This is a genomic window from Reyranella sp. (genome assembly GCF_004296935.1).
Classification (GTDB): domain Bacteria; phylum Pseudomonadota; class Alphaproteobacteria; order Reyranellales; family Reyranellaceae; genus Reyranella.
Genome location: NZ_SCVH01000053.1, coordinates 1 through 25,889, shown reverse-complemented (window position 1 = coordinate 25,889; position 25,889 = coordinate 1). Strand labels below are relative to the sequence as shown.

30 protein-coding genes and 1 pseudogene are annotated in these 25,889 nt (G+C 66.1%); 12 read left to right on the top strand and 19 right to left on the bottom strand.

Translation table 11 applies throughout. The features are described 5' to 3' along the window. The 14 genes from EPO55_RS06965 to EPO55_RS06900 form a co-directional block, all read right to left on the bottom strand. A partial coding sequence (locus EPO55_RS06965; protein WP_296335855.1) for an acyl-CoA dehydrogenase family protein occupies nucleotides 1-1,063 on the bottom strand: 1,063 nt, incomplete at its 3' end. A gap of 9 nt (nucleotides 1,064-1,072) precedes the next feature. After that, on the bottom strand, nucleotides 1,073-1,411 hold the full coding sequence (locus EPO55_RS06960) for a hypothetical protein (RefSeq protein WP_296335853.1): 339 nt from the start codon (nucleotides 1,409-1,411) through the stop codon (nucleotides 1,073-1,075). A gap of 1 nt (nucleotide 1,412) precedes the next feature. Next, a complete protein-coding gene (locus EPO55_RS06955; protein WP_296335851.1) occupies nucleotides 1,413-2,174 on the bottom strand; it encodes an enoyl-CoA hydratase-related protein in 762 nt (253 codons plus the stop codon). A 4-nt stretch (nucleotides 2,175-2,178) separates the two neighbouring features. Beyond that, the gene (locus EPO55_RS06950) at nucleotides 2,179-3,141 is read right to left on the bottom strand and encodes a tripartite tricarboxylate transporter substrate-binding protein (RefSeq protein WP_296335849.1); all 963 of its coding nucleotides are present in this window, start codon (nucleotides 3,139-3,141) and stop codon (nucleotides 2,179-2,181) included. Between the two features lie 71 nt (nucleotides 3,142-3,212). Next, on the bottom strand, nucleotides 3,213-4,178 hold the full coding sequence (gene msrP, locus EPO55_RS06945) for a protein-methionine-sulfoxide reductase catalytic subunit MsrP (protein ID WP_296335847.1): 966 nt from the start codon (nucleotides 4,176-4,178) through the stop codon (nucleotides 3,213-3,215). Between the two features lie 71 nt (nucleotides 4,179-4,249). Beyond that, complete coding sequence (locus EPO55_RS06940; protein ID WP_296335846.1) at nucleotides 4,250-4,765, bottom strand: Mpo1-like protein; 516 nt, start codon at nucleotides 4,763-4,765, stop codon at nucleotides 4,250-4,252. Between the two features lie 3 nt (nucleotides 4,766-4,768). After that, the gene (locus tag EPO55_RS06935) at nucleotides 4,769-5,209 is read right to left on the bottom strand and encodes a hypothetical protein (RefSeq protein ID WP_296335845.1); all 441 of its coding nucleotides are present in this window, start codon (nucleotides 5,207-5,209) and stop codon (nucleotides 4,769-4,771) included. A 68-nt stretch (nucleotides 5,210-5,277) separates the two neighbouring features. Then, nucleotides 5,278-5,439 carry a hypothetical protein gene (locus EPO55_RS06930; protein ID WP_296335844.1) on the bottom strand — a complete coding sequence of 54 codons (162 nt, stop codon included), beginning with the start codon at nucleotides 5,437-5,439 and terminating at the stop codon, nucleotides 5,278-5,280. Nucleotides 5,440-5,589: 150 nt separating this feature from the next. Continuing rightward, a complete protein-coding gene (locus tag EPO55_RS06925) occupies nucleotides 5,590-5,712 on the bottom strand; it encodes a hypothetical protein (RefSeq protein ID WP_296335843.1) in 123 nt (40 codons plus the stop codon). 117 nt (nucleotides 5,713-5,829) lie between these two features. Then, nucleotides 5,830-7,932, bottom strand: a complete 2,103-nt coding sequence (locus EPO55_RS06920; RefSeq protein ID WP_296335842.1) for an elongation factor G — start codon at nucleotides 7,930-7,932, stop codon at nucleotides 5,830-5,832. Nucleotides 7,933-8,102: 170 nt separating this feature from the next. Continuing rightward, on the bottom strand, nucleotides 8,103-9,305 hold the full coding sequence (locus tag EPO55_RS06915; RefSeq protein ID WP_296335841.1) for a pyridoxal phosphate-dependent aminotransferase: 1,203 nt from the start codon (nucleotides 9,303-9,305) through the stop codon (nucleotides 8,103-8,105). A gap of 138 nt (nucleotides 9,306-9,443) precedes the next feature. Further along, complete coding sequence (locus tag EPO55_RS06910) at nucleotides 9,444-10,262, bottom strand: transglutaminase family protein (RefSeq protein ID WP_296335840.1); 819 nt, start codon at nucleotides 10,260-10,262, stop codon at nucleotides 9,444-9,446. Nucleotides 10,263-10,268: 6 nt separating this feature from the next. After that, a complete protein-coding gene (locus EPO55_RS06905) occupies nucleotides 10,269-11,201 on the bottom strand; it encodes an alpha-E domain-containing protein (protein WP_296335838.1) in 933 nt (310 codons plus the stop codon). An 82-nt stretch (nucleotides 11,202-11,283) separates the two neighbouring features. Further along, nucleotides 11,284-12,714, bottom strand: a complete 1,431-nt coding sequence (locus EPO55_RS06900; RefSeq protein ID WP_296335836.1) for a circularly permuted type 2 ATP-grasp protein — start codon at nucleotides 12,712-12,714, stop codon at nucleotides 11,284-11,286. A 100-nt stretch (nucleotides 12,715-12,814) separates the two neighbouring features. On the opposite strand from EPO55_RS06900, the gene EPO55_RS06895 reads away from it, so the two are divergent. Together EPO55_RS06895 and EPO55_RS06890 are read left to right on the top strand one after the other, a co-directional pair. Next, entirely contained in the window at nucleotides 12,815-13,804 is a 990-nt protein-coding gene (locus tag EPO55_RS06895) for a zinc-dependent alcohol dehydrogenase family protein (RefSeq protein ID WP_296335835.1), read from the top strand. A 29-nt stretch (nucleotides 13,805-13,833) separates the two neighbouring features. After that, the gene (locus EPO55_RS06890) at nucleotides 13,834-14,214 is read left to right on the top strand and encodes a nuclear transport factor 2 family protein (RefSeq protein WP_296335834.1); all 381 of its coding nucleotides are present in this window, start codon (nucleotides 13,834-13,836) and stop codon (nucleotides 14,212-14,214) included. 231 nt (nucleotides 14,215-14,445) lie between these two features. Here the strand turns inward: EPO55_RS06890 and EPO55_RS06885 are convergent, their stop codons facing one another. From EPO55_RS06885 to EPO55_RS06865, 5 genes are all read right to left on the bottom strand, one after another. Beyond that, nucleotides 14,446-14,712, bottom strand: coding sequence for a BrnA antitoxin family protein (locus EPO55_RS06885; RefSeq protein ID WP_296335833.1), 267 nt, complete (start codon nucleotides 14,710-14,712; stop codon nucleotides 14,446-14,448). After that, complete coding sequence (locus tag EPO55_RS06880) at nucleotides 14,696-14,998, bottom strand: BrnT family toxin (protein ID WP_296335832.1); 303 nt, start codon at nucleotides 14,996-14,998, stop codon at nucleotides 14,696-14,698. The genes EPO55_RS06885 and EPO55_RS06880 overlap by 17 nt, the downstream gene beginning before the upstream one ends. Before the next feature lie 62 nt (nucleotides 14,999-15,060). Next, nucleotides 15,061-15,504 (bottom strand): hypothetical protein, encoded by a 444-nt coding sequence (locus EPO55_RS06875; protein ID WP_296335831.1) that lies wholly within the window; start codon nucleotides 15,502-15,504, stop codon nucleotides 15,061-15,063. 483 nt (nucleotides 15,505-15,987) lie between these two features. Then, nucleotides 15,988-16,551: a peptidylprolyl isomerase gene (locus EPO55_RS06870; RefSeq protein ID WP_296335830.1), complete on the bottom strand. Its 564-nt coding sequence runs from the start codon at nucleotides 16,549-16,551 to the stop codon at nucleotides 15,988-15,990. A 2-nt stretch (nucleotides 16,552-16,553) separates the two neighbouring features. Continuing rightward, the gene (locus EPO55_RS06865; protein WP_296335829.1) at nucleotides 16,554-17,033 is read right to left on the bottom strand and encodes a peptidylprolyl isomerase; all 480 of its coding nucleotides are present in this window, start codon (nucleotides 17,031-17,033) and stop codon (nucleotides 16,554-16,556) included. 188 nt (nucleotides 17,034-17,221) lie between these two features. Between EPO55_RS06865 and EPO55_RS06860 the strand changes: the two genes are divergently transcribed. From EPO55_RS06860 to EPO55_RS06815, 10 genes and pseudogenes are all read left to right on the top strand, one after another. Continuing rightward, nucleotides 17,222-18,835: an ATPase, T2SS/T4P/T4SS family gene (locus tag EPO55_RS06860; protein ID WP_296335828.1), complete on the top strand. Its 1,614-nt coding sequence runs from the start codon at nucleotides 17,222-17,224 to the stop codon at nucleotides 18,833-18,835. Nucleotides 18,836-18,981: 146 nt separating this feature from the next. Further along, entirely contained in the window at nucleotides 18,982-19,845 is an 864-nt protein-coding gene (coxB, locus tag EPO55_RS06855) for a cytochrome c oxidase subunit II (protein WP_296335827.1), read from the top strand. 24 nt (nucleotides 19,846-19,869) lie between these two features. Next, complete coding sequence (gene ctaD / locus EPO55_RS06850; protein ID WP_296335826.1) at nucleotides 19,870-21,498, top strand: cytochrome c oxidase subunit I; 1,629 nt, start codon at nucleotides 19,870-19,872, stop codon at nucleotides 21,496-21,498. 60 nt (nucleotides 21,499-21,558) lie between these two features. After that, a complete protein-coding gene (gene cyoE / locus EPO55_RS06845; RefSeq protein WP_296335825.1) occupies nucleotides 21,559-22,494 on the top strand; it encodes a heme o synthase in 936 nt (311 codons plus the stop codon). Continuing rightward, nucleotides 22,491-22,643 (top strand): hypothetical protein, encoded by a 153-nt coding sequence (locus EPO55_RS06840; RefSeq protein ID WP_296335824.1) that lies wholly within the window; start codon nucleotides 22,491-22,493, stop codon nucleotides 22,641-22,643. Before cyoE ends, EPO55_RS06840 begins: the two co-directional genes overlap by 4 nt. Further along, on the top strand, nucleotides 22,640-23,233 hold the full coding sequence (locus tag EPO55_RS06835; RefSeq protein WP_296335823.1) for a cytochrome c oxidase assembly protein: 594 nt from the start codon (nucleotides 22,640-22,642) through the stop codon (nucleotides 23,231-23,233). Before EPO55_RS06840 ends, EPO55_RS06835 begins: the two co-directional genes overlap by 4 nt. A 2-nt stretch (nucleotides 23,234-23,235) precedes the next feature. Further along, nucleotides 23,236-24,108, top strand: coding sequence for a cytochrome c oxidase subunit 3 (locus EPO55_RS06830; RefSeq protein WP_296335856.1), 873 nt, complete (start codon nucleotides 23,236-23,238; stop codon nucleotides 24,106-24,108). A gap of 68 nt (nucleotides 24,109-24,176) precedes the next feature. Continuing rightward, a complete protein-coding gene (locus EPO55_RS06825; protein WP_296335822.1) occupies nucleotides 24,177-24,542 on the top strand; it encodes a DUF983 domain-containing protein in 366 nt (121 codons plus the stop codon). A gap of 9 nt (nucleotides 24,543-24,551) precedes the next feature. After that, the gene (locus EPO55_RS06820; protein ID WP_296335821.1) at nucleotides 24,552-25,298 is read left to right on the top strand and encodes an SURF1 family protein; all 747 of its coding nucleotides are present in this window, start codon (nucleotides 24,552-24,554) and stop codon (nucleotides 25,296-25,298) included. Then, nucleotides 25,295-25,889: pseudogene (locus EPO55_RS06815) on the top strand (carboxypeptidase M32); the annotation flags it as partial. The gene EPO55_RS06820 and the pseudogene EPO55_RS06815, both read left to right, overlap by 4 nt.

Sequence of the window (25,889 nt, the reverse complement as noted above, 5' to 3'; positions counted from 1 at the left end):
CCAGCGGCAGATCCTTGGTCATGCCCATGCCGCCATGGATCTGCATCGATCGGTCGACGACGCGGCCACCGCCTTCTGAAGCGGTGAGCTTGGCGATGGAGGCTTCGATGCGGAACGGCAATCCGCGCCGCGCCTTCTCGGCGGCTTCCAGCGTGAAGTGCTTGGCGGTGCGGATGTCGATCTCGTTGTCGACCAGCATCCACTGCACGGCCTGGCGGTTGGCCAGTTTCTCGCCGAAGGTTGAACGCATCTTGGCCCATTCGATCGCCATCTCATGGGCGGCGATGGCGACGCCTATGCAGCCGGCGGCATAGGGGATCCGCTGGCGCGTCAGGCGGTCGTTGGCGACGGCGAAGCCCTTGTTGACCTCGCCCAGCACCTGATGGTCGGAGACCCAGCAATCCTTGAATTCGAGTTCGGTCGCGTAGTGCGAGGAGCGCAGCGTGTGCACGACCCGTCGCACATGAAAGCCAGGCGTATCGGAATCGATGATGAAGCAGGTAATGCCGGCACGGCCTTTTGAGACGTCGGTGCGCGCGAACACGATGCCGTACTGTGCCCGGTCGGCGTTGGAGATGAAGATCTTGGCGCCGTTCAGCACCCAGCCATTGTCCTTGCGTTCGGCCCTGGTTTGGATGGCGCGGGCCGGGTCGCTGCCGCCCGACGGCTCGGTGAGGCCAAAGAAGGCCTTCTTCTCGCCGCGCAGGGTCGGATAGAGGTAGCGCTCCTTCTGGTCTTCGTTGGCCTCGAAGATCTGCGCCAGCCCCGCGCCGCCGAAGGTGCCGTAGCAGGGCACGTAAAGACCGGCGCGATGCTGCGCCATCTCGATGGCCAGCAGCACGCGGGTCACGATGTCGATGTCGGGACCGCCGTATTCCTTGGGGATATCGATGCCGAACAGGCCCATCGCCTTGGTTTTTTCAACCAGACGGGCGTGATCGGCAGGGTCGAGTTCTGCCGCATCGGGGTCGAGCTTGGCCTCGAGCGGGATGATCTCTTCGCGCACGAAGCGGCGGACCTGGTCGATCAGCAGTTGCTGTTCTTCGCTGGGTTCGAAATCCATGGTTCTCTCTCAGGCCGGGCTCAATCGTCCCAGCGGCGGCGGGTTCCTGGCGTTGTCGGGCGGCAGCGCGCCGTGGTCGGCCTTGTGGACCATCAGCAGTTCGAACCAGCGCGAGCGATATTGCATGTTCACTTCGACGCGGAACTGCCGGCCCGGGCCGCGCTCCTCTGCCTCGCGCGTGAGCTCGCTGCGCAGGCCGAAGGGCGAGCGGCCGCCGGCCTGGCCGATATAGAGAATGGCGCCCTCGGCATCGGCGATCTGGTAGACGCCGAGCTGGCCCGGCAGCCGGGCGGCTTCCGCCGGCGTCAGCGGCTTCCACGGCTTGTCGAGGCGCAGCCGCATCGACACGCTATTTTCCCTGGAACCTGGCGGTGCGCTTTTCCAGGCGCGCCTTCATACCTTCTTGGGCATCCTGGCTCTGCATCGCCGCGCGGACGGCTGCATCCACATCGTCGTGTGGGATAGCGTCGCGGAACTCGAGCTGGCGCACCGTGAGCGCCTTCATGGCCTTGAGCGACAGCGGCGCGTTGGCGGCGAGGCGGTCGATCACCTTCTTCGCTTCGGCCTCGAGCTGGTCGGCCGGCACGCAGCGTGCGATCAGGCCGAGCGCAAAGAGCTTGGTCGAGGGCAGGGGATCGCCAAGCAGCAGCATCTCGCGCGTCGTCACCGGCCCCAGCACTTCCATCAGCTTCTTGGCCAGGAACCAGTTGGGCGCCAGGCCCACCTGGGCGAGCGACATGCCGAAGCGTGCCTTCTGGCTCGCCACCACCAGGTCGCAGTGGAGCGCGAGTTCGTTGCCCCCGGCAATGGCGTCGCCGTGCACCACGGCCACGACCGGCAGTGGGCAGAGTTCGATGGCGCGCAGCATGATCTCGATGCCGCTCGCCTCGCCGGCGCCGGCGCTCTTGCTGCGCTCGGCCATGTCGAGGCCGGCGCAGAACACGTCGCCCTTGCCGCGGATCACCAGCACACGGTCGTCGGCTGCGACTGGCGCCTGAAGTGCCTCGATCATGTTGCCCAACAGCTCGCTGTCGAGCGCGTTCTTCTTCTCCGGCCGGTTCATCCAGACGGTTTTGACCGGGCCGTTCTTCTCGATGATGACCTTGTTCATCGCATCACTCCGGTTCGATGCCCGCAGCCTTGATCGCCTCGGTCCACCATTTGGTCTCGGCCTTCACATAGGCGGCGAAATCGTCGGGGCCAAGCGGAGACACTTCCATGCGGCCCTGAGTCATGGCCTTGCCGGTCGCCGGGTCCTTCAAGGCCTCGGCGATGGCTTCATAGAGCTTCAGTTGGATGGGCTTGGGTGTTGCCGCCGGCGCGAACACCGCCAGCCAGTAGACCAGCGAGTAGCCCGGCACGAACTCGGCGATCGCCGGCAGGTCGGGCGCCACGCTGGTGCGCTTCGGACCGGTCGTACCGAGCCCGCGCACTCTGCCGGCTTCCATCTGGGTCAGGGCCTGCGGCAGGTCGGGGAACATGACCTGGACCTGGCCGGAGACCACGTCGCCCAGCGCCTGGGGACTCGCCTTGTAGGGCACGCGCTCGATCTTGACGCCGACCATCGAGTTGAACATCTCGCCCGAGAGGCGCTGCGAGGCGCTGGCTTCGGCGTAGTTGAGCTTGCCGGGATTCCGGCGGGCGTAGCCGATCAGCTCGGAGATCGTCTTGATCGGCAGCGCAGGATTGACCACCAGGGCATTGACGCCAGTGATGCAGCGCGCGATCGGCGCGAAATCCTTTTCGGGATCGTAGGAGAGCTTCTTGAACAGCGCGCCGTTGGCGGCGTTGGTCGTGTTGGTTCCCATCAGCAGCGTGTAGCCGTCGGCCGGCGCGGTGGCGGCCGCCGAGGCGCCGAGCTGGCCCGAGGCGCCGGGTTTGTCGTCGACGATGACCGGCTGCTTCAGGATATCCGTCAGCTTGGCGCCGAGCGCGCGCGCGGCGATGTCGGTGGCGCTGCCGGCGGCGAAGGGCACGACGATCTTGATCGGCTTGCTGGGGAAATCCTGCGCGCGCAAATCCGGTGCAACCGACAGGGCGGCGGCGCCGGCGAGTGCGGTACGACGACTGATCTTCACTTTTCCTCCCAAGGCCTCGGCCGGCCGGCATCTGTTGTAGCGGGCCGGCGCGGCGAGGCAAAGGCGGGAGGCTATATGAACAGCTTTTCCGCCTTGCGGTCGGTGTAGAGGCCGGACACGAATTCGGCGTAGCCGTTGTAGAGCAGGGTCGGGATGCGCGCGTCACTGCCCAGCGGCTTCTCGGTCGCCTGGCTCCATCGCGGATGGGGCACTTCCGGATTCACGTTGGCCCAGAAGCCGTATTCGCTGGACTGCAGCTTCTCCCAGAACGAGACCGGGCGCTTGTCGGTGAAGTCGATGCTGACGATCGATTTGACGTTCTTGAATCCGTACTTCCAGGGCGCCACGAGGCGAAGCGGCGCGCCGTTCTGCTTGGGGATCGGCTTGCCGTAGAGACCGGTGGCGATGAAGGCGAGGTCGTTCATCGCCTCGTCCATCGCCAGGCCCTCGGTGTAGGGCCAGGGATAGAGAAGATCGCGCTGCTCGCGCATCACGGAGGGCTTCGACAGGGTCTTCATGACGACGTACTTGGCGCTGCCGAGCGGCTTGCAGAATTCGACCAGTGAGCGCACCGGAAAGCCGCTCCACGGCACGATCATCGACCAGGTTTCTACGCAACGGTGACGGTAGACGCGCTCCTCGAGCGGCATCTTCGCCAGAAGATCGTCGATGCCGACCTCGAACGGTTTCTCGACCATGCCGCCGACCTTGATCGTCCAGGGCCGGACGTCGAGCTTCTGCGCCTCGCGCCAGATGCTCTTGTCGGTGCCGAACTCGTAGAAGTTGTTGTAGGTCGTGGCCTGCCGCTCCGCGGTCATCGGCGTCGGCACGCCGTATTTGTCGTTGCGCTTGGCAGGATAGAGGCCGGCCGACGGGTCGGGTGCCGTCTTGTCCTGGGCCATGACCGCCGACGGCAGGGCGAGGGCAGCGGCTCCAAGGCCCATCGCCCGCACCAGGTCGCGGCGTTTCAGGTAGCTGCTTTCCGGTGTTGCCAGACGTTCCGGCAATTCCCAGCCGCGCGTGCGCTTGATCAGCATTCGTCGAACTCCTGTTACGCCCCGTTCCATCGTCATGCCGGGGCGGGACGGTCGTCGCAAATCAACCTTGCTCACCGGACCGTGACGTCACCTTCGCCCATGGCATCGGCCAGATCGCGGCGATAGCCCATGACCACCATGGTCTCGGCCACCAGGAACATCGGGCCGATGAAGCCCTGGAAGATGTTGTCGAGGAGCGCCGGACGCTTGCCTTCGTAGTGATGGCCGAGGAACTGCAGCACCCAGCCGCCGACGAACAACACGGTGAATGCCGTCCATGTCGCGGAGGGCGACCCCAGCGCGCCGGCCAGCGCATCGGCTGCGTACCAGGCCGGCGCCATCAGCGCTCCCATGAGTATGCCGATGCCGAGATCGAGCGCTATCCAACCCAATACCGCCACGATTGCTACGGCAAGCGATACCGTCCATTCCCGGTCACCGAGCTCGAAACGCCAGAGCGAGAGAAGCAGCAACAGGGAGAAGACGATGACTGGAATGCCGACGAAATGTGTCGCCTTGTTACGCCAGTCGCGATGGACCGAGGCGTAGCTGGCGAGTTGGCGGCGAAACAGATCGTTAGCCATCATTCGTCATCCCGGTTGTCCGCTGGTCACGTCCTGGAGGGTGGGCCACATCACTTCCCGCCAGCCGTTGTTGCCGGAGGTCGAGAAGGTGACCTGCTTGTTCTGTACCAGGAAGAACCGCGGAACCTCGAAGCCTTCCTGGACGCCGACCTGGCTCATCAGGAACGTGTCGAGCAGCCAGCGCAGATCGGCGGGCCAGGTCTGCTGCTTGGAGAGCAACGCCGAACGCGCCGGGTAGATCACCCGATAGTCGAGCTTCTTGTAGACGGGCGAGGCGACGAACAGCGGCTCCCACTGGGTGCGCCACACCTTGCAGTCTTCCGACGTCTGGTCGCCGACGAACACCAGCATCGGCCTGCTGGCCGCCTGCGCCTGGGCAAGGTGAGCAAGTGACACCGCCGCGGCCGATGCCGTGGCGCCCATCATCAGTGACCGTCTATTGAACATACAACATCGCCCCGTGAACCTCTGCCACGGGGCCAATATGAAGCAAGCCCGTCCGGAGGTGAAGGCAACTAGGCCTTGGTTCCGGTCACTTCCCGGATCATGGGCCACATCTTGTCCTTCCAGCCGGCATTGCCGGTCACGGTCAGAACGACCTTGCCGTCCTGGAAGAGGATGAACCGCGGCGTCGCCGCTGGTCGCGACTTGCCTTCGTCGGAGTCAAGGAAGGCCACACGAATCGGCTGCGCGGCTGCCGGCCAGCTCTCTTCCTTCGGCACGAGATCGGCGTTGGCAGGGTAGACGATCTGATAGTCGAGCTTCTTGAAGGCGTCGGACTTGAGGAAATCGGGCTCGGACTGGGCACGCCAGATCTTGCAGCCGCCTCAGAGCTCGTGGCCGACGAACACCAACGTCGTCCGCCCAGCCTGGGCCTGCGCGACGCGGGTCAGTGACGGAGCGGCGGCCATCGCCAGGCCACCTGCCATCAAGGACCTTCTGTTGAACATGACGAAGCTCTCCTCGCGGATCCATTCCACGGGGAGACTATGGGTGAGGCGGCGCGGGCGGAGTAGCGACCGACCGGCCACCTCACCGCCTTGTGACTGCGGCGCGAGCAGGCAGCGTCAGGCCGCCTGGTGCTTTTTCGTCTCCTCGACGATGCGTTCGGCGGTGCGTCCCGCCAGTTCCTGCAGGTGGTCGAACTCGGTGCGGAACGTGCCGACGCCCTGGGTCACCGACCGGATCTCGACGATCATGTCGGCGATCTCGGCCTCCGGCATCAGGGCCGATACTTCGTCCCAGCCGTTCCAGCCGGCGCGGGTATCGTAACCGAGCAGCTGGCCGCGGCGGCCGGAGATCAGCCGCTGCAGACGCGGCGTCGATTCGCTCGGCCCCGCGACCGTCACCTTCAGGATCGGCTCGAGCAGCACCGGCCGGCATTTGGGCATCGCTTCGCTCATGGCGATGCGCGCCGCCATCTTGAACGACATCTCGGAGCTGTCGACGGCGTGAAACTGGCCGTCGAACAGCTTGACCTCGATGTCGACGACCGGCTGGCCGAGCGGACCCTCCTTCAGATAGTCGATCAGGCCTTCCTCGACCGCGGGGATGAAGTTGCGCGGCACCACGCCGCCCACGATCTTGTCGACGAAATGGAACCCCGAGCCCCGCGGCAACGGCCTGATCTCGATCTTGATATCGGCGAACTGGCCGTGTCCGCCGGTCTGGCGCTTGTAGCGCGCATGCTGCTGGGCGCCGGCCTGGATGGTCTCGCGATAGGCCACGCGCGGCGGCGCGGTCTCGACGGCGACGTTGTAGCGGCCGGCCAGCTTGTCGACCGCCACCTTGAGGTGCATTTCACCCTGGCCCTTGAGCAGCAGCTCGTGGGTTTCGCCGCGGGCCTCGAAGGCGAGCGACGGGTCCTCCTCGACGATCTTGTGAAGGGCGCCCGAAAGCTTGACCTCGTCGTTGCGGTTCTTGGCGGCAAGCGACACGACGAACACCGCAGGCGCTGCTGCCGGAAAATCGGCGGAGGGGGCGATCTCGCCTGCGCTCAGCACTTGGCCGGCCGATAGCGCCTCCACCTTGGCGAGCGCCACGAGCTCGCCGCTGCGGGCTTCGGAAATCTTGTCGAGCCGTTGGCCGAACGGCCGCAACATCGCGCCGATTCGGTGGCCGCCCAGTGACTGGCCTTCGGTGAGGGTTCCCGACCAGACCCGGCACAGCGAGAGCTTGCCGGCGTGCGACTGGTGCAGGACCTTGAAGCACTCCGCGACCGCTGTTCCGCCGGCGACGCCGTTGGTGACGCCATTGGGGGTGACGAGCGTCCTGCGTTTGGCCGTTTCGGCCGCGAACGGCGTGTCGTGGCGCAGTGTCTTCAGGAGCCGGCGCACACCGTTCTCGCGATCGCCGGCGCCCAGCAGCACCGGAACGATCTTGTCGGCGCCGAACTCGTCGTGGAGATCGCGGTAGATCAGCGATTTTTCCGGAGCGATGTCCTCGATCAGCTGCTCCAGCAGCGTGTCGTCGAACTCGGAAAGCGTTTCCAGCAGCTCGCGGCGGGCCTCGGCCTCGCGCGGCAGGATCTCGGCCGGCATTTCGATCAGGTCGGAGGCGCCGCTCGGCTTGTAGCGATAGGCGCGCTCGCTCACGAGATCGACGTAGCCCACCGTCTCCTCGCTGCCGTCGTTGGTCGGCCGGCGGATCGGCACCTGGCGCAGCACCAGCTTGCGCGTCGACACCGACTGCAGCGCCGACAGCATGTCGCGCACGCGGGCTTCCGCCGAGTCGATCTTGTTGACGAAGATGATGTGCGGGATGTGGCGGTCTTCGATGTATTTCAAGAGCGGCGCCAGCGCCACGACACGCTCGGGCGAGGGCTCGCAGACCACGACCGCCACATCGCACACCGCAAGGGCTGCGAAGGCATCGTGCTGGAACTCGATCGAACCGGGGACGTCGAGGAAGGTCCATTGATCTCCGAGATAGTCGACCGAGGCGACGTTGATCTCGGTTCCCATGCCGCGCTTGCGCGCCTCCGCGGCGGCGTCGCCGATCGAGGTGCCCGCGCGGGTCGAACCGCGCCGGCCGATGGCCCCCGTGGCGTAGAGAATGCTCTCGAGCAGGCTGGTCTTGCCCGAGAGATACGGCCCGCACAGCGCCACCACGCGATGCGCGCCGCTACCTGGCCTGCCGCCGGTGATGGTCTCGGTCTTGAGGTCGGTCATGACAACGTCCTCCTTCTGCGCGAAAGCTCGCGCGTAGAAGCCCCGGACGACGGTCGCTACGAGTCACACGGCCGAAACGACCGCGTCGGAGCGAAGCCCCTTGTCATGGAAATCGTTTCACCCCCGCCTGGGGGAGTCAATCCAAAGGCGGGGGAAGAAAGCAGTGCGTTTTAGCTCAGCGCCCCGCAGGCGCGCTGGATGCGGCGGCCGGCTTCTTCGAGCAGCTCGGTCGCCGTGGCGTAGGAGATGCGAAACGCCGGGCCCTGGCCGAAGGCCGAGCCCTGCACCACCGAAAGACCTTCGGCTTCGAGCAGGTAGTTCACGAAGTCGGTGTCGTTGGCGATCGTCTTGCCGTCGGGCGTCTTCTTGCCGATCGTGCCGGCGCACGAGGGATAGACATAGAACGCGCCTTCCGGCCGCGGGCACTTCAGGCCCTTGGTCTGGTTCAGCATCGACACGATGAGGTCGCGGCGCTGCTTGAAGGTGGCGACGTTCTTCGGGATGAAGTCGGTCGGGCCGTTCAGCGCCGCTACGGCGGCCGCCTGGCTGATCGAACTTGCGTTCGACGTGCTCTGCGATTGCACGGTGATCATGGCGTCGATCAGCTTCTGCGGCCCGGCGGCATAGCCGATGCGCCAGCCGGTCATGTTGTAGGCCTTCGACACGCCGTTCATCGTCAGCGTGCGGTCGTAGAGCCTGAGCTCGACCTCGGCCGGCGTCGCGAACTTGAAGTCGTCGTAGACGAGCTTCTCGTACATGTCGTCGGTCAGGACATGGACCTGCGGATGCTTCAGCAGCACGTCGCAGAGGCCGCGGAGATCGGCGTGGGTGTAGGCCGCCCCCGTCGGGTTGCTGGGCGAGTTCAGGATCAGCCACTTGGTCTTGGGCGTGATCGCGCGGTCGAGCGCCTCGGGCGTCAGCTTGAAGCCGGTCGACTCGGGGCAGTTCACGATGACGGGCGTGCCGTCGCCGAACATCACCATCTCCGGGTAGGACACCCAGTAGGGCGCCGGGATGATGACCTCGTCGCCGGGGTTCAGCGTCGCCAGCATGGCGTTGAAGATGATCTGTTTGCCGCCCGAGGTGACGACGGTCTGGCTCGGCTTGTACTCGAGCCCATGGTCGCGCTTCATCTTGGCCACGATCGCCTGGCGCAGCGCCGGCGTGCCCGGGACCGCGGTGTAGCGCGTGTCGTTGTCGCGAATGGCCTTGATCGCCGCTTCCTTGATGTGGTCGGGCGTCGGCATGTCGGGCTCGCCCGCCGCCAGGCCGATGACGTCTTTGCCCGCCGCCTTCATCTCCAGGAATTTGCCTTGGGCGGCATTGGTCGGAGAGGGCTTGATGCGGCTCAGACGGTCGGCGATGAAAGCCATGACGCAGATGCCTCCTTTCAGGCATTGAAAAAGCGCGCGACCGTACGTGCGGCGGGCTGATTTCGCAAGGCTGCGCGATGTCTGCAGGCCGTCGCGAGGACTATTTCTCGTAGGTTCTCGCCGTACCGGCGTTAAGTCTCAGTCGACGACGCGCACCGAGGCATCGACGCTCATCTTGGCGCCGCCGAATCCCACGCGCCGGCCGCTGACCGGGGCGGCGTCGTGATAGTCGAGGCCGACCGCCACCCGGAGGCTGTCGCCGTGCGGGCTGATGTTGTTGGCGGGATCGAAGCCCACCCATTCGAGGCCGGGCACCCAGGCCTCGGCCCAGGAATGGCTGGTGCGGCCGACATGCAGCGCCGGATCGTCGTTGCGCAGGTAGCCGCTCACGTAGCGCGCCGGCACCTCGAGCCGTCGGCAACAGGCGATGAAGGCGTGTGCCTGGTCCTGGGCCACGCCGGCGCCGCGGGCCAGCGCCTCGGCGGCGGTGGTGTCGACGGTGGAGACGCCGGTCTTGTAGGCGATGCGCTTGCCGATGCGCTCCATGACCTCGTGTAGGACGGCGACACGCTGGGCCGCATCGGCCGCCCGCTCGGCCAGGCCCTCGATCACCTGGTCGAAGCTCGCATCGTGGCGGGCGAGGCCGGTGTTGCGCAGCCAGAACGGCGCCGGCAGCGTCGGTGTCTCGACATAGCGCAGCCACTGATCGGCGCCGCTGTATTCGTAGATGCCGTGTACCGTGATCTCGACGCTGTCGTGCCGGTATGCCGCCGAGAAGGTCGTCACCTGGTTGCCGTGTCCGTCGACCCATTCCGAGCGCTTGCCCGGCCCGTCGATGCGCCACGAGACGACGCGCTGGCCGGCGGCCGGCTTGGGCGTGAGCCGCACGTCGTGGATCGAATGGCCACTGGGCTGGTCGAACTGGAAGCGCGTGGTGTGCGCGATGGAGAACCGCATGATCGTTTAATCCAGCAGGAACTGGCGGCCGATTTCATCGGAGAGCGTGGCGATGTCGTCGCGCACGCCGCCCAGGAACTTGGCCAGGCCGATCTCGAAGATCCGGTCGACGCGCGCGTAGCGCAGCCGCGCATGCAATTCGCCGGCGAGCCGGTCAGCCTCTCCCCGCGTGCCGTAGGCGTCGGCCAGTTCGCGCATGCTGAGGTCGACCATCCACAGGCAATGATGCACCGAGCGCGGCACGTCGCGGCGCAACATCATCAGCTCGGCCACCTTCACCGGGTCGAGCGCGCTGCGATAGATGCGGCGATAGGTTCGGACGGCGCCGATGCAGGCCAGCACTTCCGACCAGGCGAAATAGTCGGGCTTGTCGGCGTGCGGGTTGCCGTCCGGCCGCAGCAGGTGAAACTTCACGTCGAGGATGCGCGCGGTATTGTCGCCGCGCTCGAGGAAGGCGCCGAGCTGCAGGAAATTGTAGGCCTCGTCGCGCAGCAAGGTGACTTGCGCTGCGCCGAAGATCATCACCGCCTGCTTCTTCACCGTCTCGATCAGGGCGCCGCGGTCGAGCGTGGCGCGGTCGCTGCGCATGCGGCTGCTGAGCTCCAGCCACAGCCCGTTCAGGCTTTCCCAGACGTCGACGGTGATGTTGTTGCGTTCCTCGCGGGCGTTGCTGCGCGCCGCCGCGATCGAACTCACGATCGAGGAGGGGTTGCTCTCGTCCACCACCAGGAAGTCGATGAGGCTGGCGAGGCGCCCGCCCTGCTGTTGGGTCTGGCGGAACTCGTCCTCCATGCCGAAGATCGCCGCGACCCCCGCGGCCTCCTCGCCGCGCGACTGCAGCGCCATGCGCTGCGTCGCCTCGATGAGCCGCGCCGTCGACTTGGCGCGCTGCAGGTAGCGACCCATCCAGTAGAGGTTCTTGGCGGTGCTGCTCAGCATCGGCAGCTCGCTTCGCGCTCGGATTCCTCTCCCCCTAGCGGGGGAGAGGAGCCTAACTTGGCGATTCGACCGATTCATGGAGCTACTCGCCCGAGCCGGCTTCCGGCGCCAGCACCCAGGTGTCCTTGGTGCCGCCGCCCTGGCTTGAATTGACGACCAGCGATCCCTCTTTAAGCGCCACCCGCGTCAGCCCGCCGGGAATGATCGTGACCTTGCGGCCCGACAGCACATAGGGACGGAGGTCGACGTGGCGCGGCGCCACGCCCTGGCCGACGAAGGTCGGGCAGGTCGAGAGCGCCAGGGTCGGCTGGGCGATGTAGTTGTCCGGCCGAGCCCGCACCAGGTGGGCGAAGTCCTCGATCTCGGCCTTGCTCGAGGTCGGGCCGACCAGCATGCCCTTGCCGCCCGAGCCATGCACTTCCTTGACGACCAGTTCGGTCAGGTGTTCGAGCACGTACTTGTAGTCGTCCGGCCGGTCGCAGCGCCAGGTCGGCACGTTCTGCAGGATCGGCTCCTCGCCGAGATAGAAGCGGATCATCTCGGGGACGTAGGTGTAGGTCGACTTGTCGTCGGCGACGCCGTTGCCCAGCGCATTCACGATGTTGACCCTGCCGGCGCGCAAGGCGCCCAGCAGGCCGGCGACGCCCAGGAAGGAATCCGGCCGCATCGCCAGCGGATCGAGGAAGGCATCGTCGACGCGGCGATAGATGACGTCGACGCGCTGCGGCCCGCGCGGCGTGCGCATGTAGACGCGGCCCTCGTCGACGAACAGGTCCGAGCCCTCGCACAGGTCGATGCCCATCTCGTCGGCGAGGAAGGCATGCTCGAAATAGGCGCTGTTGAAGTGGCCGGGCGTCAGCAGCACGACCGTGGGCTCGGCGTCGTCGCTGAACGACACCGACCGCAGCGTCGCCAGCAGTTCCTCCGAATAGTCCGCGACCGGCAGCACCCGCATGGCCGAGAACAGCTCGGGGGCGAGGCGCATCATGACCTCGCGGTTCTCGAGCACATAGGAGACGCCTGAAGGCGTGCGGACGTTGTCTTCGAGAACGTAGAAGTCCTTCTCGCCGACGCGCACGAGATCGATGCCGGCGATATGCGCATGCACGCCGCCGGGGAGCGCCAGGCCCTGCGCCATTGCCACGAATTCGCCGTTCATCAGGATCTGGGTCTCGGGGATCACGCCGGCGCGGCAGATCTCGCGTGCACCGTAGGCATCGACGAGGAAGGCGTTCAGTGCCTGGACGCGCTGCACCAGGCCCTTGTGCAGGTACTGCCACTCGTCCCAGGCGATGACGCGCGGAATGATGTCGAAGGGGATCGTCGTCTCATGGCCGTCGACGGCGCCGTAGGCGCCGAAGGTGATGCCGTGGCGGCGGTAGAACAGGTCGACCTCATGGCGCGTCGCCGCCACCCGCTCGGGCGACGTGCGGGCGAGCCAGTTGGCCACGCTGCGGTAGGGCGCACGGATCGAGCCTGTCGTGCCCATTTCGTCAAATGCCTTGGCGGCCATCCGGCGTTTCACCCCCTGTCGAATCACCTTATAAGCAATCACCGGGCCAACAAGTAGGGGCCAACAAAGCGGCTCCGGCGAAATCTCGCGGAGGAACAGCGTGAAGCAGGTGCTGATCGACAGCTACGGAACGCCCTGGGAGGTCGCGCGCTGCGCCGAGGTGCCGGATGTCGGCGTGCCCGGCGCCGATGAAGTCGTGTTCGACGTGCTGGCCTTTCCGATCAATCCCGCCGACATGTGGTTCTGCAAGGGAAGCTACCGACTGAAGCCGCCACTGCCGGCGACGCCGGGCGCGGAATGCGTCGGCCGCGTCACGGCCGTGGGTTCGGCCGTCAAGCACGTGAAGAAGGATGACCTCGTCATCAACCTGCAGCGCGAGAACTGGACGCAGCGCCGCCGCGTGAAGGGCGACGATGCCATCCCGCTGCCTCCGGGCATCGACCTCCGGCAGGCCGCCATGGTGCGCATCAATCCGCCCACCGCGCAGCTCATGCTGTCCGACTTCGTCGACCTCAAGGCCGGCGACTGGGTGATCCAGAACGTCGCCAACTCGGCGGTCGGCCGGCTATTGATCGTTCTGGCGAAGCAACGCGGCCTGCGCACCGTCAACGTCGTGCGCCGCGCCGACCTCGAAGGCGAGCTGAAGGCGCTGGGCGGCGACGTCGTGATCGAGGACGGCGACGACCTGGCGGCCCGGGTCGCCAAGGCCACGGGCGATACGCCGATCAGGCTCGGCGTCGAGGCGATCGGCGGGGCCGCGACCGGCCGTATCGTTGAGAGCGTGGGTACGGATGGCACGGTCGTGCACTACGGCTCGATGAGCGGCGAGGATCCCAAGGTCGGGCGCGGCAACTTCATCTATCGCGGCGTTCGCCTGACGGGCTTCATGCTCGGCCGCGGGCTCGCCAAGCTCAGCCCGGAGAAGATCCGTGCGATCTACGCCGATCTTGCGGCCCAGGTCATGGCCGGCAAGCTCTCGGCACCGGTGGACACGGTCTATCCGATCGACAAGATCAAGGAGGCGCTGGCGCACGCCGACAAGGGCGGGCGCAACGGCAAGATCCTGGTGAGCCCCAACTCGGCGATTTGAGTGGGCGATTTGAACGAGGGAGAGAAGAGATGAGTTCCGACGTCGCGGCGATCGAGAAGGTACTACAAGTCTATTTCGACGGCCTCCATGAGGGCGACACCAAGAAGCTCGGCGAGGCGTTCCATCCCGCCTCGCATCTCTATGCCGCGGGCGGCGACGGCAAGGCCGCCGACATGCCGCGCGCCGACTGGTTCAAGATGGTGGAAAGCCGCCCGTCGGCCAAATCCAAGGGCAGCCCGCGCGCCGATCGCATCGTGTCGATCGACTTTTCCGGCCCGGCCACGGCCTTCGCCAAGGTCGAGTGCCAGATCCCGCCGCGCTACTTCACGGATTACCTGACGCTGCTGAAGGTCGACGGCCGCTGGCAGGTCATTTCGAAGGCCTACCACACGGTGACACGCGAGGGCTGAGACAACTCTTCTCCTCCCCCGTCGCGGGGGCTATCGCAATGGCAACTTTCCGTCGTCTCGACCGAAGCGCCGAAGGCGCGAAGCGGAGAGACCTTGCTGCAGAATCAACAGTCTTCGTTGAGGAGAGGAGGTCCCTCGACTGCGCCGCCCTACGGGCGGCTTCGCTCGGGACGACGGGAAATTGGCCATACGCGATTGCCCTGCCCGAGAGGGGGAGAGGAAGAGCGCCGCTCAGCCGTTCCCCGTCTTTTCCGCGAGCCACGTCTTGATGAGAGACTGATAGGGAACGTCGCGCTTGTTGGCGGCTACCTTGATGCGGTCGAGAAGCGACACCGGCAGACGCAGCGAGATCGCGGTCGTCGACGGCTTGAGGTTCGGCAGGCGCACCTGCTCGGCCTTGCTCCAGTCGACATGGCGGCTGGAGTCGTGGGTTTCCCAGAAGCGCCGCTCCTCGGCTTCGCTTCGGAATTTTGGAACAGATTTAAGTTTCTTGCTCATAGCGTACCCGTTCTTTGGCACTCATGGTTCGCGCGGAGATCACCCGGATCAGCCTGCCGTCGCCGCGCAGCGTGAAGCTGATATGAAGCTGCCGCCCGGCGTCGGTACGACCCAGCGCGTGCAGCCTGAGTTCACGGACGCTGTGGCCGATATCCTCGACGACCAGTAGCGGATCGTTGAAGAAGACCTGCTCGGCTTCCGCCTGGCTGACATCGTGCTTTTCGACGCTCTTGCGAGCATTGCCGTGGTCCCAGTCGAAGCCTTCGATCCGAGCCAGATCAGGCATTGTGTATATTACCATAATATACGGTCAGAGCAAGTGGCGGGCCGGAATGAGCCTCGCCACGTCTAGCGGAGGGGCGTGCGCAGGCTTTGGTTACGTATTGATTCCGAGTTTGCGGACAGCTTCGATATATACCGTTCACGTACTTCGGCAGATCCCTCGCAAACCTCCATGAGCACTGCATTTCCCATTAAAGCTGCGTTTCTGCCGGCTTGGTTGCCACCGTCACGCGGAGTAAAGCGACCATGGTTTTGGTACGTTTCTCCTCTCTGCGCGTAGTCGTAGTAGGCGTCTTCGGGAATACCGCTGATGAATACGACTCGAATCCTCACGGATTCGCCTGAATGGTTTTTCAGGACCAAGGTGAGGTTGCCCGTATTGCCACTCGGGCACTGCAACTCGACGGGCATGAATCCTTTTTCCGGGTCGGCGGAATTCTGCGCCGAAGCCGTAATCGCCCAACTCGTGGCAGCCACTGCCGCAATCGCGGCTACCCTATGCAATTTCATGATTGCCTCACTCAATCCCCGAACAGGCACTTCGGACCGACTGTACCGGGCCGGCATTTCCCGGATGCACGGCTTATCAGCCCCTGATTGACGGCAGAATAGCCCTACCCCGGACCCTCCCGGAAGGCGGCGCAGCAACGGCGTCTGTGCGCTCACGGTAAGGCAGCGGCTGCAGGGCCTCGCCGTCGAGCCACGGCGGCACCGGTTCGATCTTCCGGTTGAGTACCCGTCCTTCCTGCGCCACTTCGAGGTGAGCGGTTCGGTGAGCCTGGCCGCCCGGCGCATCGCCATCGTCCGCGACGACACCGAGCGCGCGGATGACTTTCCGAACAGGTCCGCGATTTGGCCTTGAGTCGAAAAGAATCGTCCGGTCCAGGCCGGTCGACGCTTTGCGAGTTTCCGGACAAACAGATTCCGGACAACTCGCGTGCGAAAAATCGGCCGCTTACCCGACGCCCGAACGTCGCCGGCGTCAGTGCCTGGTCAGTTCTTGGCGTCGGCGGCGACCTGGACCTTGATCATCCTGTCGGGCGGCGGCGGGACGGCGCCCGAACCCGGTGCGCCCTTCTTGATCTTGTCGACGAACTCCATGCCCGACGTCACCTTGCCCCACACGGTGTATTGGCCGTCGAGGAAGTTCGAGTCCTTCAGCACGATGAAGAACTGGCTGCGCGCGGTGTTGGGGCTGTCGAGGCGGGCCATCGAGACCGCGCCGCGTGTGTGCGGCGCCTTGGAGAACTCGGCCGGCAGCAGCTCGCCCATGCCGCCCCGGCCTGTGCCGTCGGGATCGCCGGTCTGGGCCATGAAGCCCTCGATCACGCGATGGAAGGCCACGCCATCGTACTTGCCCTCGCGGGCGAGCTTCTTGATCTGGGCCACGTGCTTGGGCGCGAGGTCGGGGCGCATCTCGATGACGACGCGGCCGTCCTTGAGATCGATGTAGAGGGTATTCTCCTTGTCCGCGGCAGCTGCGGCGCCAGCGAACGGGAGGGGGGCGAGCGAGAGGAGAGCGGCGGCGGCGATGGAGAACAGGAACTTCCGGCGCATGGTCACTCCTTCGCGTCGGCGGCGACCTGGACCTTGATCATCTTGTCGGGAGGAGCGGCGACGGCGCCCGAGCCGCCGGCGCCGCGCTTGATCTTGTCGACGAACTCCATGCCCGACGTCACCTTGCCCCACACGGTGTACTGGCCGTCGAGGAAGTTCGAGTCCTTGAAGACGATGAAGAACTGGCTGCGGGCGCTGTTGGGGTCGTTGGTGCGGGCCATCGAGACGGCGCCGCGGACGTGCGGCTCCTTCGAGAATTCGGCGTTCAGCAACTCGCCCATGCCGCCGCTGCCGGTGCCGTCGGGGTCGCCGGTCTGGGCCATGAAGCCCTCGATCACGCGATGAAAGACCACACCATTGTACTTGCCCTCGCGCGCCAGCTTCTTGATCTGGGCCACGTGCTTGGGGGCGAGGTCGGGGCGCATCTCGATGACGACGCGGCCGTCCTTGAGATCGATGTAGAGGGTGTTTTCCTTGTCCATGACGGCAGTTGCTCCTGCGAACAATGTGCGACGGCGCGGGACCATAGTGGCCGGTGGTCGAAAGACAAGCGGCAACTTGGTGGCGGCGCCGGGCCAGGATGTGCATCGTTTGCCGTGGTTTTTGGGGCTCCGGTGAGTACAGTGCCGGTCGCGTATTGTGGGAAGTCATACTTTAAGCGGATTGGTCGATGACCGCCCTGAGCGGCGGGGACAGGCTTGAAGACAGGCCATCCCCCGAGAGTTCCGTGCTCGAACGGCCCAACCCTGTGGCAAGCGAGACGCCGCCGGGCGAGCGATCGCTCGACCGTATCTTTCCCTTGCCTGGTGACGCCACGCGCGGGCGTCAGATGCAGGAGACCTGGCAGGCCTTCTGCGGCGGGATGGAGGGCGCGGTGCGCGCGGCGCTCGACAGCAGCCGGTCGCCGCCGGAGATCGCCTATGCCATCGGCGAACTCGTGCACAATTATTTCCGTACGCGCGGCGTCACGCTGACCAGTTTCGAATTGCGCCGGCTGGTGGCCGAAGTGCTCGATCTGCAGGATCGGGCGAGAGTGCGGGTGAAGGCGCATGCCGAGCCGGCGCTGGTCGTGTTCACGGCCGAACCGGCGGCGAGCGCCAAGCCATGGACCGGCGATGAATCCGCGGCGCCCACGCCTCGCGTGGCCGATTCGGTGTTTCAGGCGCCGCCTTCGCCGTTGGTCGAACTGCCGGTCCGCGACGCGGTCTCGTTCGACGGGCTGCTGGTGACGGTCGTTGCGCGGTCGCGCGCGCGCCTCAAGCCTGGTGTCGATCGCGCGACCGCGCGCGAAGCCATCGACGCGGTCCTGGCCGACCTCCCGGCCGAGGGGCGCGAGCGACTGGCGCTCCTGGCGCTGAGCGAGATCTGCGGCCTCGGGTTGATCGACAGGCTGTGGGCCGACCGTTCCATTCGCGCGGTCGTTGTCAATGGACCTGATGCCGTCTTCGTCGAGCGCAATGGCGTGCTTGCGCCGGCCCTGGAGCGCTTTCGCGACCGCGAGCATCTGCTCGACGTCGTCGCGCGCCTCTGCCGCCTGCCGCCGTCGGGCATCGCCGACTTTCGCCTGCGCGACGGCAGCGAAGGCATGCTGGTCATGCCGCCGGCCGCGCCGGCGGGCCCCGTGCTGGTTCTTCGCCGCGGTGAACCCGGTTCGGCCACCCTCGAACGCCTGATCGCGTCGGAGATGCTCGACCGCCCGATCGCCGATCTTCTGAGGATCGCCGTGCGCTGCCGCCTCGATGTGCTGATCGCCGGACCGGAAGGTTCGGGAAAGACCGCGGTGCTGGCCGCCATCGCCCGTGATCTCGGCGATGCGACGCGGATCGTCACCGTGGCCCGGCATCGCGAGTTCCGCTGGCCTTCGCCGTCGAAGGTCGAACTCGTGGTGCCGCCCGACGAGGCGGGCGCCGTGTCCTTCCCGGCGCTCCTGGCAGCGGGCTTGCGGCTGCGCCCCGACGTGCTTCTGGTCGATTCGGTCCGAGCGCCGGAACTGCCGGCGCTGGGCGAGGTTCTGTCGCTTGGCGAACGGGCGGGCGAACGAGCGAATGTCGTCGCCGTACCGGACGCGATGGCTACCGCGCTCGAAGGACGGGTCGATCTTGCGCTCCGCCTCGGACGGGCACGCGACGGCCTGTTCCGCGTCGTTTCGGTGACGGACTCCTCGGGCGCGCGGCTTTTTGGGCATGAGAACGGCCGGTTTCACCGCGGCACGGCCGAGCCGTCGTTCGCCGGGCTCGTGCGTGACGCGGGCTACGGCGAGGCGCTTTCGACCGCCCTGCGATAGCGACTGCGACCGGCCGCCACATACCGAGTGGGGGTGAAAACCCGTTACCTGCCAGAGCTATATCTGGTACTAACCGCTGTGAAATGCGGGGGATTTTGCGGTCCGGAATCCTGACGGGATTCGGGGCCGCTCAAGGGGACGGATGCATGATCGGCAAGCGCGTGTTGGGCCTATTCGGAGTTCTGTCGGCTGTCGCGGGACTTGGCGTCGCGAGCAGCGCCGGCGCGCAGCCGGTTGTTGGCGTGCCGCACCAGTGGCAGATGGATTTTCCGCCGTCCTATACGCCGCTGATGGACAAGGTCGCCTCGCTGCACGATCTGCTCCTGGTGATCATCACGGTGATCTCCGTTTTCGTGCTGTTCCTGCTGATTTACGCGATGTGGCGCTTCCATGCCTCGCGCAACCCGACGGCCACCGTCACGACGCACAACACGGTCCTCGAGATCGCCTGGACGATCATCCCGATCCTCATCCTCGTGGTTATCGCGATCCCGTCGTTCCGGCTGCTGTACTACGGCGACAAGACGACGGACGCGGCGCTCACGGTCAAGGTCACGGGTCACCAGTGGTACTGGTCCTACGCCTATCCCGATCAGGGTAACTTCACGGTCGAGAGCCGCATCCTGAGCGAGGCCGATCGCGTCAAGATGAAGCCGAACCAGCCCCGCATGCTGGCGGTGGACGAGGAGATGGTGATCCCGAAGGGCGCCAACATCCGGATCATCGGCACCGCCGCCGACAGCATGCACGGCTGGACCGTGCCGGGTTTCGGCATCAAGAAGACCGTGATCCCCGGCCGCCTCAACGAGGGCTGGATCAACGTCCGCGAAGAGGGCTACTACTTCGGGCAGTGCTCGCAGATCTGCGGCAACATGCACTCGTACATGCCGATCGCCGTCCGGGTCGTCTCCCAGGCCGAATTCGACAAGTGGGTTGAGCAGAAGAAGAAGTCGGCCGGGCTGCTGCCCGCGACCGATGTCGCTTCCGCCACCCCTCCCGCCAACCGCTAAGCGCTCTCCGCAGGAGATCTCGAAATGGCCACCGCGCACGGCGCTACTCACGACCATAGCCACGACGACCACCACACGCCGACCGGGTGGCGTCGCTTCGTCTACAGCACGAACCACAAGGACATCGGCACGATGTACCTGGTGTTTTCGATCCTTGCCGCCCTGATCGGCGCGTCTTTCTCGGTCTATATGCGGCTCGAGTTGATGCAGCCGGGCGTGCAGTATTTCAACGGGCCCGACGGTACGCCGAACGGTCACTTCTGGAACACGATCGTCACGGCCCACGGCCTGATCATGGTGTTCTTCGTCGTGATGCCCGGACTGATCGGCGGGTTCGGCAACTGGTTCGTGCCTCTCATGATCGGCGCGCCCGACATGGCGTTCCCGCGCATGAACAACATCAGCTTCTGGCTGCTGCCGCCGGCCTTCATCCTGCTGCTGCTGTCGGCTCTCATCGGCGGTGGCGTCGGCACTGGGTGGACGATCTACGTGCCGCTCTCCGTTCAGCAGGGCGCGGGCATGGATCTCGCGATCTTCTCGCTGCACATCGCGGGCGCGTCCTCGATCCTGGGCGCCATCAACTTCATCACCACGATCCTCAACATGCGCGCCCCGGGCATGACGCTGCACCGCATGCCGCTGTTCGCCTGGTCGATCCTGGTGACGGCGTTCCTGCTGCTGCTCGCGCTGCCGGTGCTGGCCGGCGCCATCACCATGCTGCTGACCGATCGTAACTTCGGCACCCACTTCTTCGATCCGGCCGGCGGCGGCGACCCGACGCTGTTCCTGCACCTCTTCTGGTTCTTCGGTCATCCCGAGGTGTACATCATGATCCTGCCGGCCTTCGGCATCGTCAGCCACATCATCTCGACCTTCTCGAAGAAGCCGATCTTCGGCTATCTCGGAATGGCCTATGCGATGGTGGCGATCGGCGTCGTCGGCTTCGTCGTGTGGGCGCACCACATGTACACGGTCGGCATGGACGTCGACACGCGCGCCTACTTCGTGGCCGCCACGATGGTGATCGCGGTGCCGACGGGCGTGAAGATCTTCAGCTGGATCGCCACCATGTGGGGCGGCTCGATCCGGCTCGAGGTGCCGATGCTGTGGGCGATCGGCTTCATCTTCCTGTTCACCGTCGGCGGCGTCACCGGCGTCGTGCTGGCCAATGCCGGCGTCGACTACGCACTGCACAACACCTACTACGTGATCGCGCACTTCCACTACGTGCTGTCGCTCGGTGCGGTGTTCGGCATGTTCGCGGGCTTCTACTACTGGTTCGGCAAGATGTGCGGCCGGCAGTATTCGGAGTGGGCGGCCCAGGTGCATTTCTGGACGACCTTCATCGGCGTCAACCTGACGTTCTTCCCGATGCACTTCTCCGGCCTTGCCGGCATGCCGCGCCATTACGTCGACTATCCCGATGCGATGTCGCATTGGAACTACATCTCGTCGCTCGGGTCGTTCATCTCGTTCGGCTCGACGATCTTCTGGCTGATCTTCGTCGTGTTCGGCACGCTGATGTACGGCCGCAAGGTCGGCGCCAATTACTGGGGCGAGGGCGCCACGACGCTGGAATGGACGGTGGATTCGCCGCCGCCGTTCCACACCTTCGAGGAGCTGCCGCACATCTCTCCGACGGCACACCACTAGGACCGGAGCGGAGGCGCCCCCCAAGGATCAAAGGGAAGGCGCCTTCGTCTTGAAAGGCTCATGAGCGACACCGCGCACACATTCACGGGCAGCATCGGCAGCGCCGCCGCACCCGCGCGCGTGCGCGACTACCTCGATCTGCTGAAGCCGCGCGTGATGTCGTTGGTGGTCTTCACCGGCCTGGTCGGCGTGCTGATCGCGCCGGGACATGTCCACCCCTTCACCGCGGCGCTCGCGGTGCTGGCGATCGCGCTGGGCTCCGGCGCCGCCGGCGCCATCAACATGTGGTACGAGCGCGATCTCGACGCCCTGATGGCCCGTACCCGCAACCGGCCGCTGCCGGCCGGCCGGGTCGCGCCCGATGATGCCCTCGGGCTTGGGGTTCTGCTGTCGATCTTCTCCGTCCTGTTGATGGCGGTTGCCACCAACTTCGTCGCGGCGGCGCTGCTGGCCGCGGCCATTCTTTTCTATGTCTTCGTCTATACGATCTGGCTGAAGCGCCGCACGCCGCAGAACATCGTGATCGGCGGCGCCGCCGGCGCCTTCCCGCCGATGATCGGCTGGGCGGCGGCGACCGGCGACGTCTCGGCCGTCGGCATCGCCCTTTTCCTGCTGATCTTCCTGTGGACGCCGCCGCATTTCTGGGCGCTGGCACTCTACCGCAGCGACGACTACCGCCGCGCCGGCGTGCCGATGCTGCCCGTGGTCGCCGGTGCGCGCGAGACCAAGCGCCAGATGCTGATCTACACCCTGGCGCTCACGCCGGTGGCGCTGGCGCCGACCCTGCTGGGCGCGGTCGGCTGGATCTACGGCGGCGTGGCGCTGGCGATGAGCCTCGTCTTCATCGGCCATGCCGTTACGGTGTGGCGTGCCGCCGACGACGAGCGGGGCCATGGCGCGGCGCGCCGGATGTTCCGCTTCTCGCTGCTCTATCTCGCGGCCCTGTTCGCGGCCCTGCCGCTCGACCTGCTTCTCGGGCGGATCTTCGTCGGATGAGCGAGGCCATGGTCGAAGACCGCCGCCCCGGCGATACCGATCTGCACCGCCGCCAGCGGGGCAAGAACCTCGTCGTGGCCGGCTTCCTGCTCGTGATGGTCGTGCTCTTCTTTGCCCTCACCATCGTCCGGATGGGAGACAAAGGATGAAAACGAGCGCCGGCCGCAAGAACGCGCGACTCGCCGGCCGGCTCGTGGCCGTCGTTGCCGGCATGGTCGGTCTCGCCTATGCCTCGGTACCGCTCTATGAGCTGTTCTGCCGGACCACCGGCTTCGGCGGCACGCCGGTCGTGGCCCAGCAGGGTGAGCGGACGATGCTCGACCGCGCGGTCAAGGTGCGCTTCGATTCCAACGTCGATCCCAACCTGCCCTGGCGCTTCGAGCCACTCGAGCGCGAGGTCAAGGTCCGCCTCGGCGAGGAGCGGCTGGTCCACTATCGCGTGACCAACGTCTCGCAGCGGCCGATCGTCGGGACCTCGGTGTACAACGTCACGCCCGAGCCGGCGGGTCCGTGGTTCAACAAGCTGCAATGCTTCTGCTTCACCGAGCAGCTGCTGCAGCCCGGGCAGTCGGTCGACATGCCCGTCGTGTTTTTCGTCGATCCCGAGATGGACAAGGATCGGCGCTACGACAACGTCCGCACCATCACGCTCTCCTACACCTTCTTCGAGGCGAAGACGGAGCGGGCGAAGATATTGCTCGGCGGCAACCCCGCCAACGGAACTGGAAAGGGTGGATGAACATGTCCGAAGGCAAACCGAATCATCCCTATCATCTCGTAGATCCCAGCCCGTGGCCGGCGCTCGGCGCGATCGGTGCCCTGCTGCTGGCGCTCGGCGCCGCTCTCGGCATGCACCCCGCCATGTTCGGCACGGGCGTCGAGGGTGTCGCCAAGTCGGTCGGCTGGTGGGTCGTGGCCCCGGGCTTCGCCATCATCTTCGCCGTCATGTGGTGGTGGTGGCGCGACGTCATCGTCGAATCGCGCACCTACCACACCCCGGTGGTCCAGCTCGGCCTGCGCTACGGCATGATCCTGTTCATCGCCTCGGAAGTGCTGTTCTTTGCCGCCTTCTTCTGGGCCTTCTTCGACTCCGCCCTCTATCCCGGCTCACCCGAGATGCCGGTCCGCGCCGAGGCGACCGGCGGCGTCTGGCCGCCCAAGGGCACCAGCATCATCGCGCCGTTCGACCTGCCGCTGATGAACACGTTGATCCTGCTGCTCTCGGGCACCACGGTGACATGGGCGCATCATGCCATCGTCGAGGGCAACCAGCGCGACGCCGTGCGCGGCCTGCTCCTGACCGTGGCGCTGGGCGTCTGCTTCACGGGCATCCAGCTCTACGAATACCTGCATGCCCCGTTCGGCTTCCGCGAGAACATCTATTCGTCGACCTTCTTCATGGCGACCGGCTTCCACGGCTTCCATGTCTTCGTCGGCACGACCTTCCTGCTCGTCTGCCTGTTCCGTGCCCAGGCGGGCCAGTTCAAGCCCAAGCAGCATTTCGGCTTCGAGGCCGCCGCCTGGTACTGGCATTTCGTCGACGTGGTCTGGCTGTTCCTGTTCTTCTGCATCTACTGGTGGGGCGCCGGCAACGCGCCGATCGCGCTGCACTGACCGCTCGAAGCGGACTATCCTAGGAACCGCCGGGCGCTCCCCGGCGGTTCGCCTTTTGGGAGCACGAGATGGCCGAGTGGCCGCGTCAATCACCGCCCGATGTTGCGCTCCGCGGCGCCTGCCCGCGCTGCGGCCGTGGCCGGCTGTTCCGCGGCCTGCTCACCATTGTCGACCGCTGCGCGGTGTGCGACCTCGACCTGCGCGGCAACGATGCCGGCGACGGGCCGGCGGTGTTCGTGATCCTGGGGCTCGGCGCCATCGTCATGATCCTCGTGTTCTGGGTCGAGTTCCGCTTCGAGCCGCCGTGGTGGCTCCACGTTCTCATCTGGGGGCCGCTCACCTTCGGCCTGGCGGTGTGGTTTCTGCGGGTGCTGAAGGCGCTGCTGATCGCCCAGCAGTACACGCACCGCTCGACCGCGCTCGACGACGAGTAGGGAACCCGGATGATCAGCTTGAGGCCGGCCCTGTGGCCAACGCTCATTTCGCTGCCGATCCTGGTGCTGTCGCTCACGCTGGGCGTCTGGCAGATGGAACGCCGTGCGTGGAAGCGCGACATCCTCGATCGCATCGCCACCAACCAGGCGGCGGCGCCGCTCACGCTCGACGAGCTGCTGCGCGGCGATCCGCTGCGCCATGAATACGGCCGCGTGAAGGTCGCGGGCACCTTCGAGCACGGCAAGGAATTCCACCTTGCCGCCCGCAGCCTCAAGAACAAGGTCGGCCTCCAGGTCGTGACGCCGCTCAGGACCGACGACGGCCGGGTCGTGCTGTTCGACCGCGGCTGGATTCCCTCCGAGAAGAAGGAACCGCCGAAGCGGGCCGAAGGCCAGGTCGCCGGCCGGGTCGAGCTCACCGGCATCGTCCGCCGCAACCAGGTCCGGCGCCAGTACGCCCCGGAAAACGTGCCCGACAAGAACGTCTGGTTCCACGTCGACGTGCCCCTGATGCGCCAGCTGGCGGGCGCGTCGCCCGACCCCAGGCTCGACTCGTTCTTCCTCGACGCCGATGCCGCGCCCAATCCCGGCGGCGTGCCGATCGGCGGCCAGACGCGCCTCGACATCCCCAACGACCATCTGCAGTACGCCATCACCTGGTTCCTGATCGCGCTGGCGCTGGCCGGCGTCTATCTCGCCTATCACTGGGAGAACGGGCGGCTCGAGATCGCCGGCCGGAAGAAACGCACGCCGTGATCGCCAACAATCCCTATGCCGAACTGGAGCGCCGGTTCGCGCGCATGAGCGCCGTCAACCGGGCCGGCGCGATCCTGAACTGGGATCGCTCGACCATGATGCCCGACGGCGCCAGCGCCGATCGCGCCGACCAGCTCGCGACGCTCGGCGTCATCGCCCACGAGATGATCACGGCGCCCGACATGACCGACCTGCTGGCGCGGGCGGAGGAGGGGCGGGCGTCGCTGGGCCGCTGGCAGGCGGCCAACCTGCACGAGATGCGCCGGGCCTGGGTGCACGAGAGCGCCTTGCCGGGCGATCTCGTCGAGGCCCGCACGCGCGCCACCTCGGCCTGCGAGCATGCCTGGCGCGAGGCCCGGAAGAATGCCGACTTCAAGGCGCTGCTGCCGACGCTCGCGGAGGTGCTGGCGATCATGCGCCGGGTCGGCGAGGCCAAGGCGGCCGCCCTTGGAACGTCGCTCTACGACGCGCTGCTCGACGAATTCGAGCCGGGCGGACGGGCAACGCGCATCGACGTGTTGTTCGCCGAGCTGCGGGGTTTTCTGCCGGAGCTGCTTGGCCGCGTGCTCGAGCGCCAGAGATCGGAAGAGC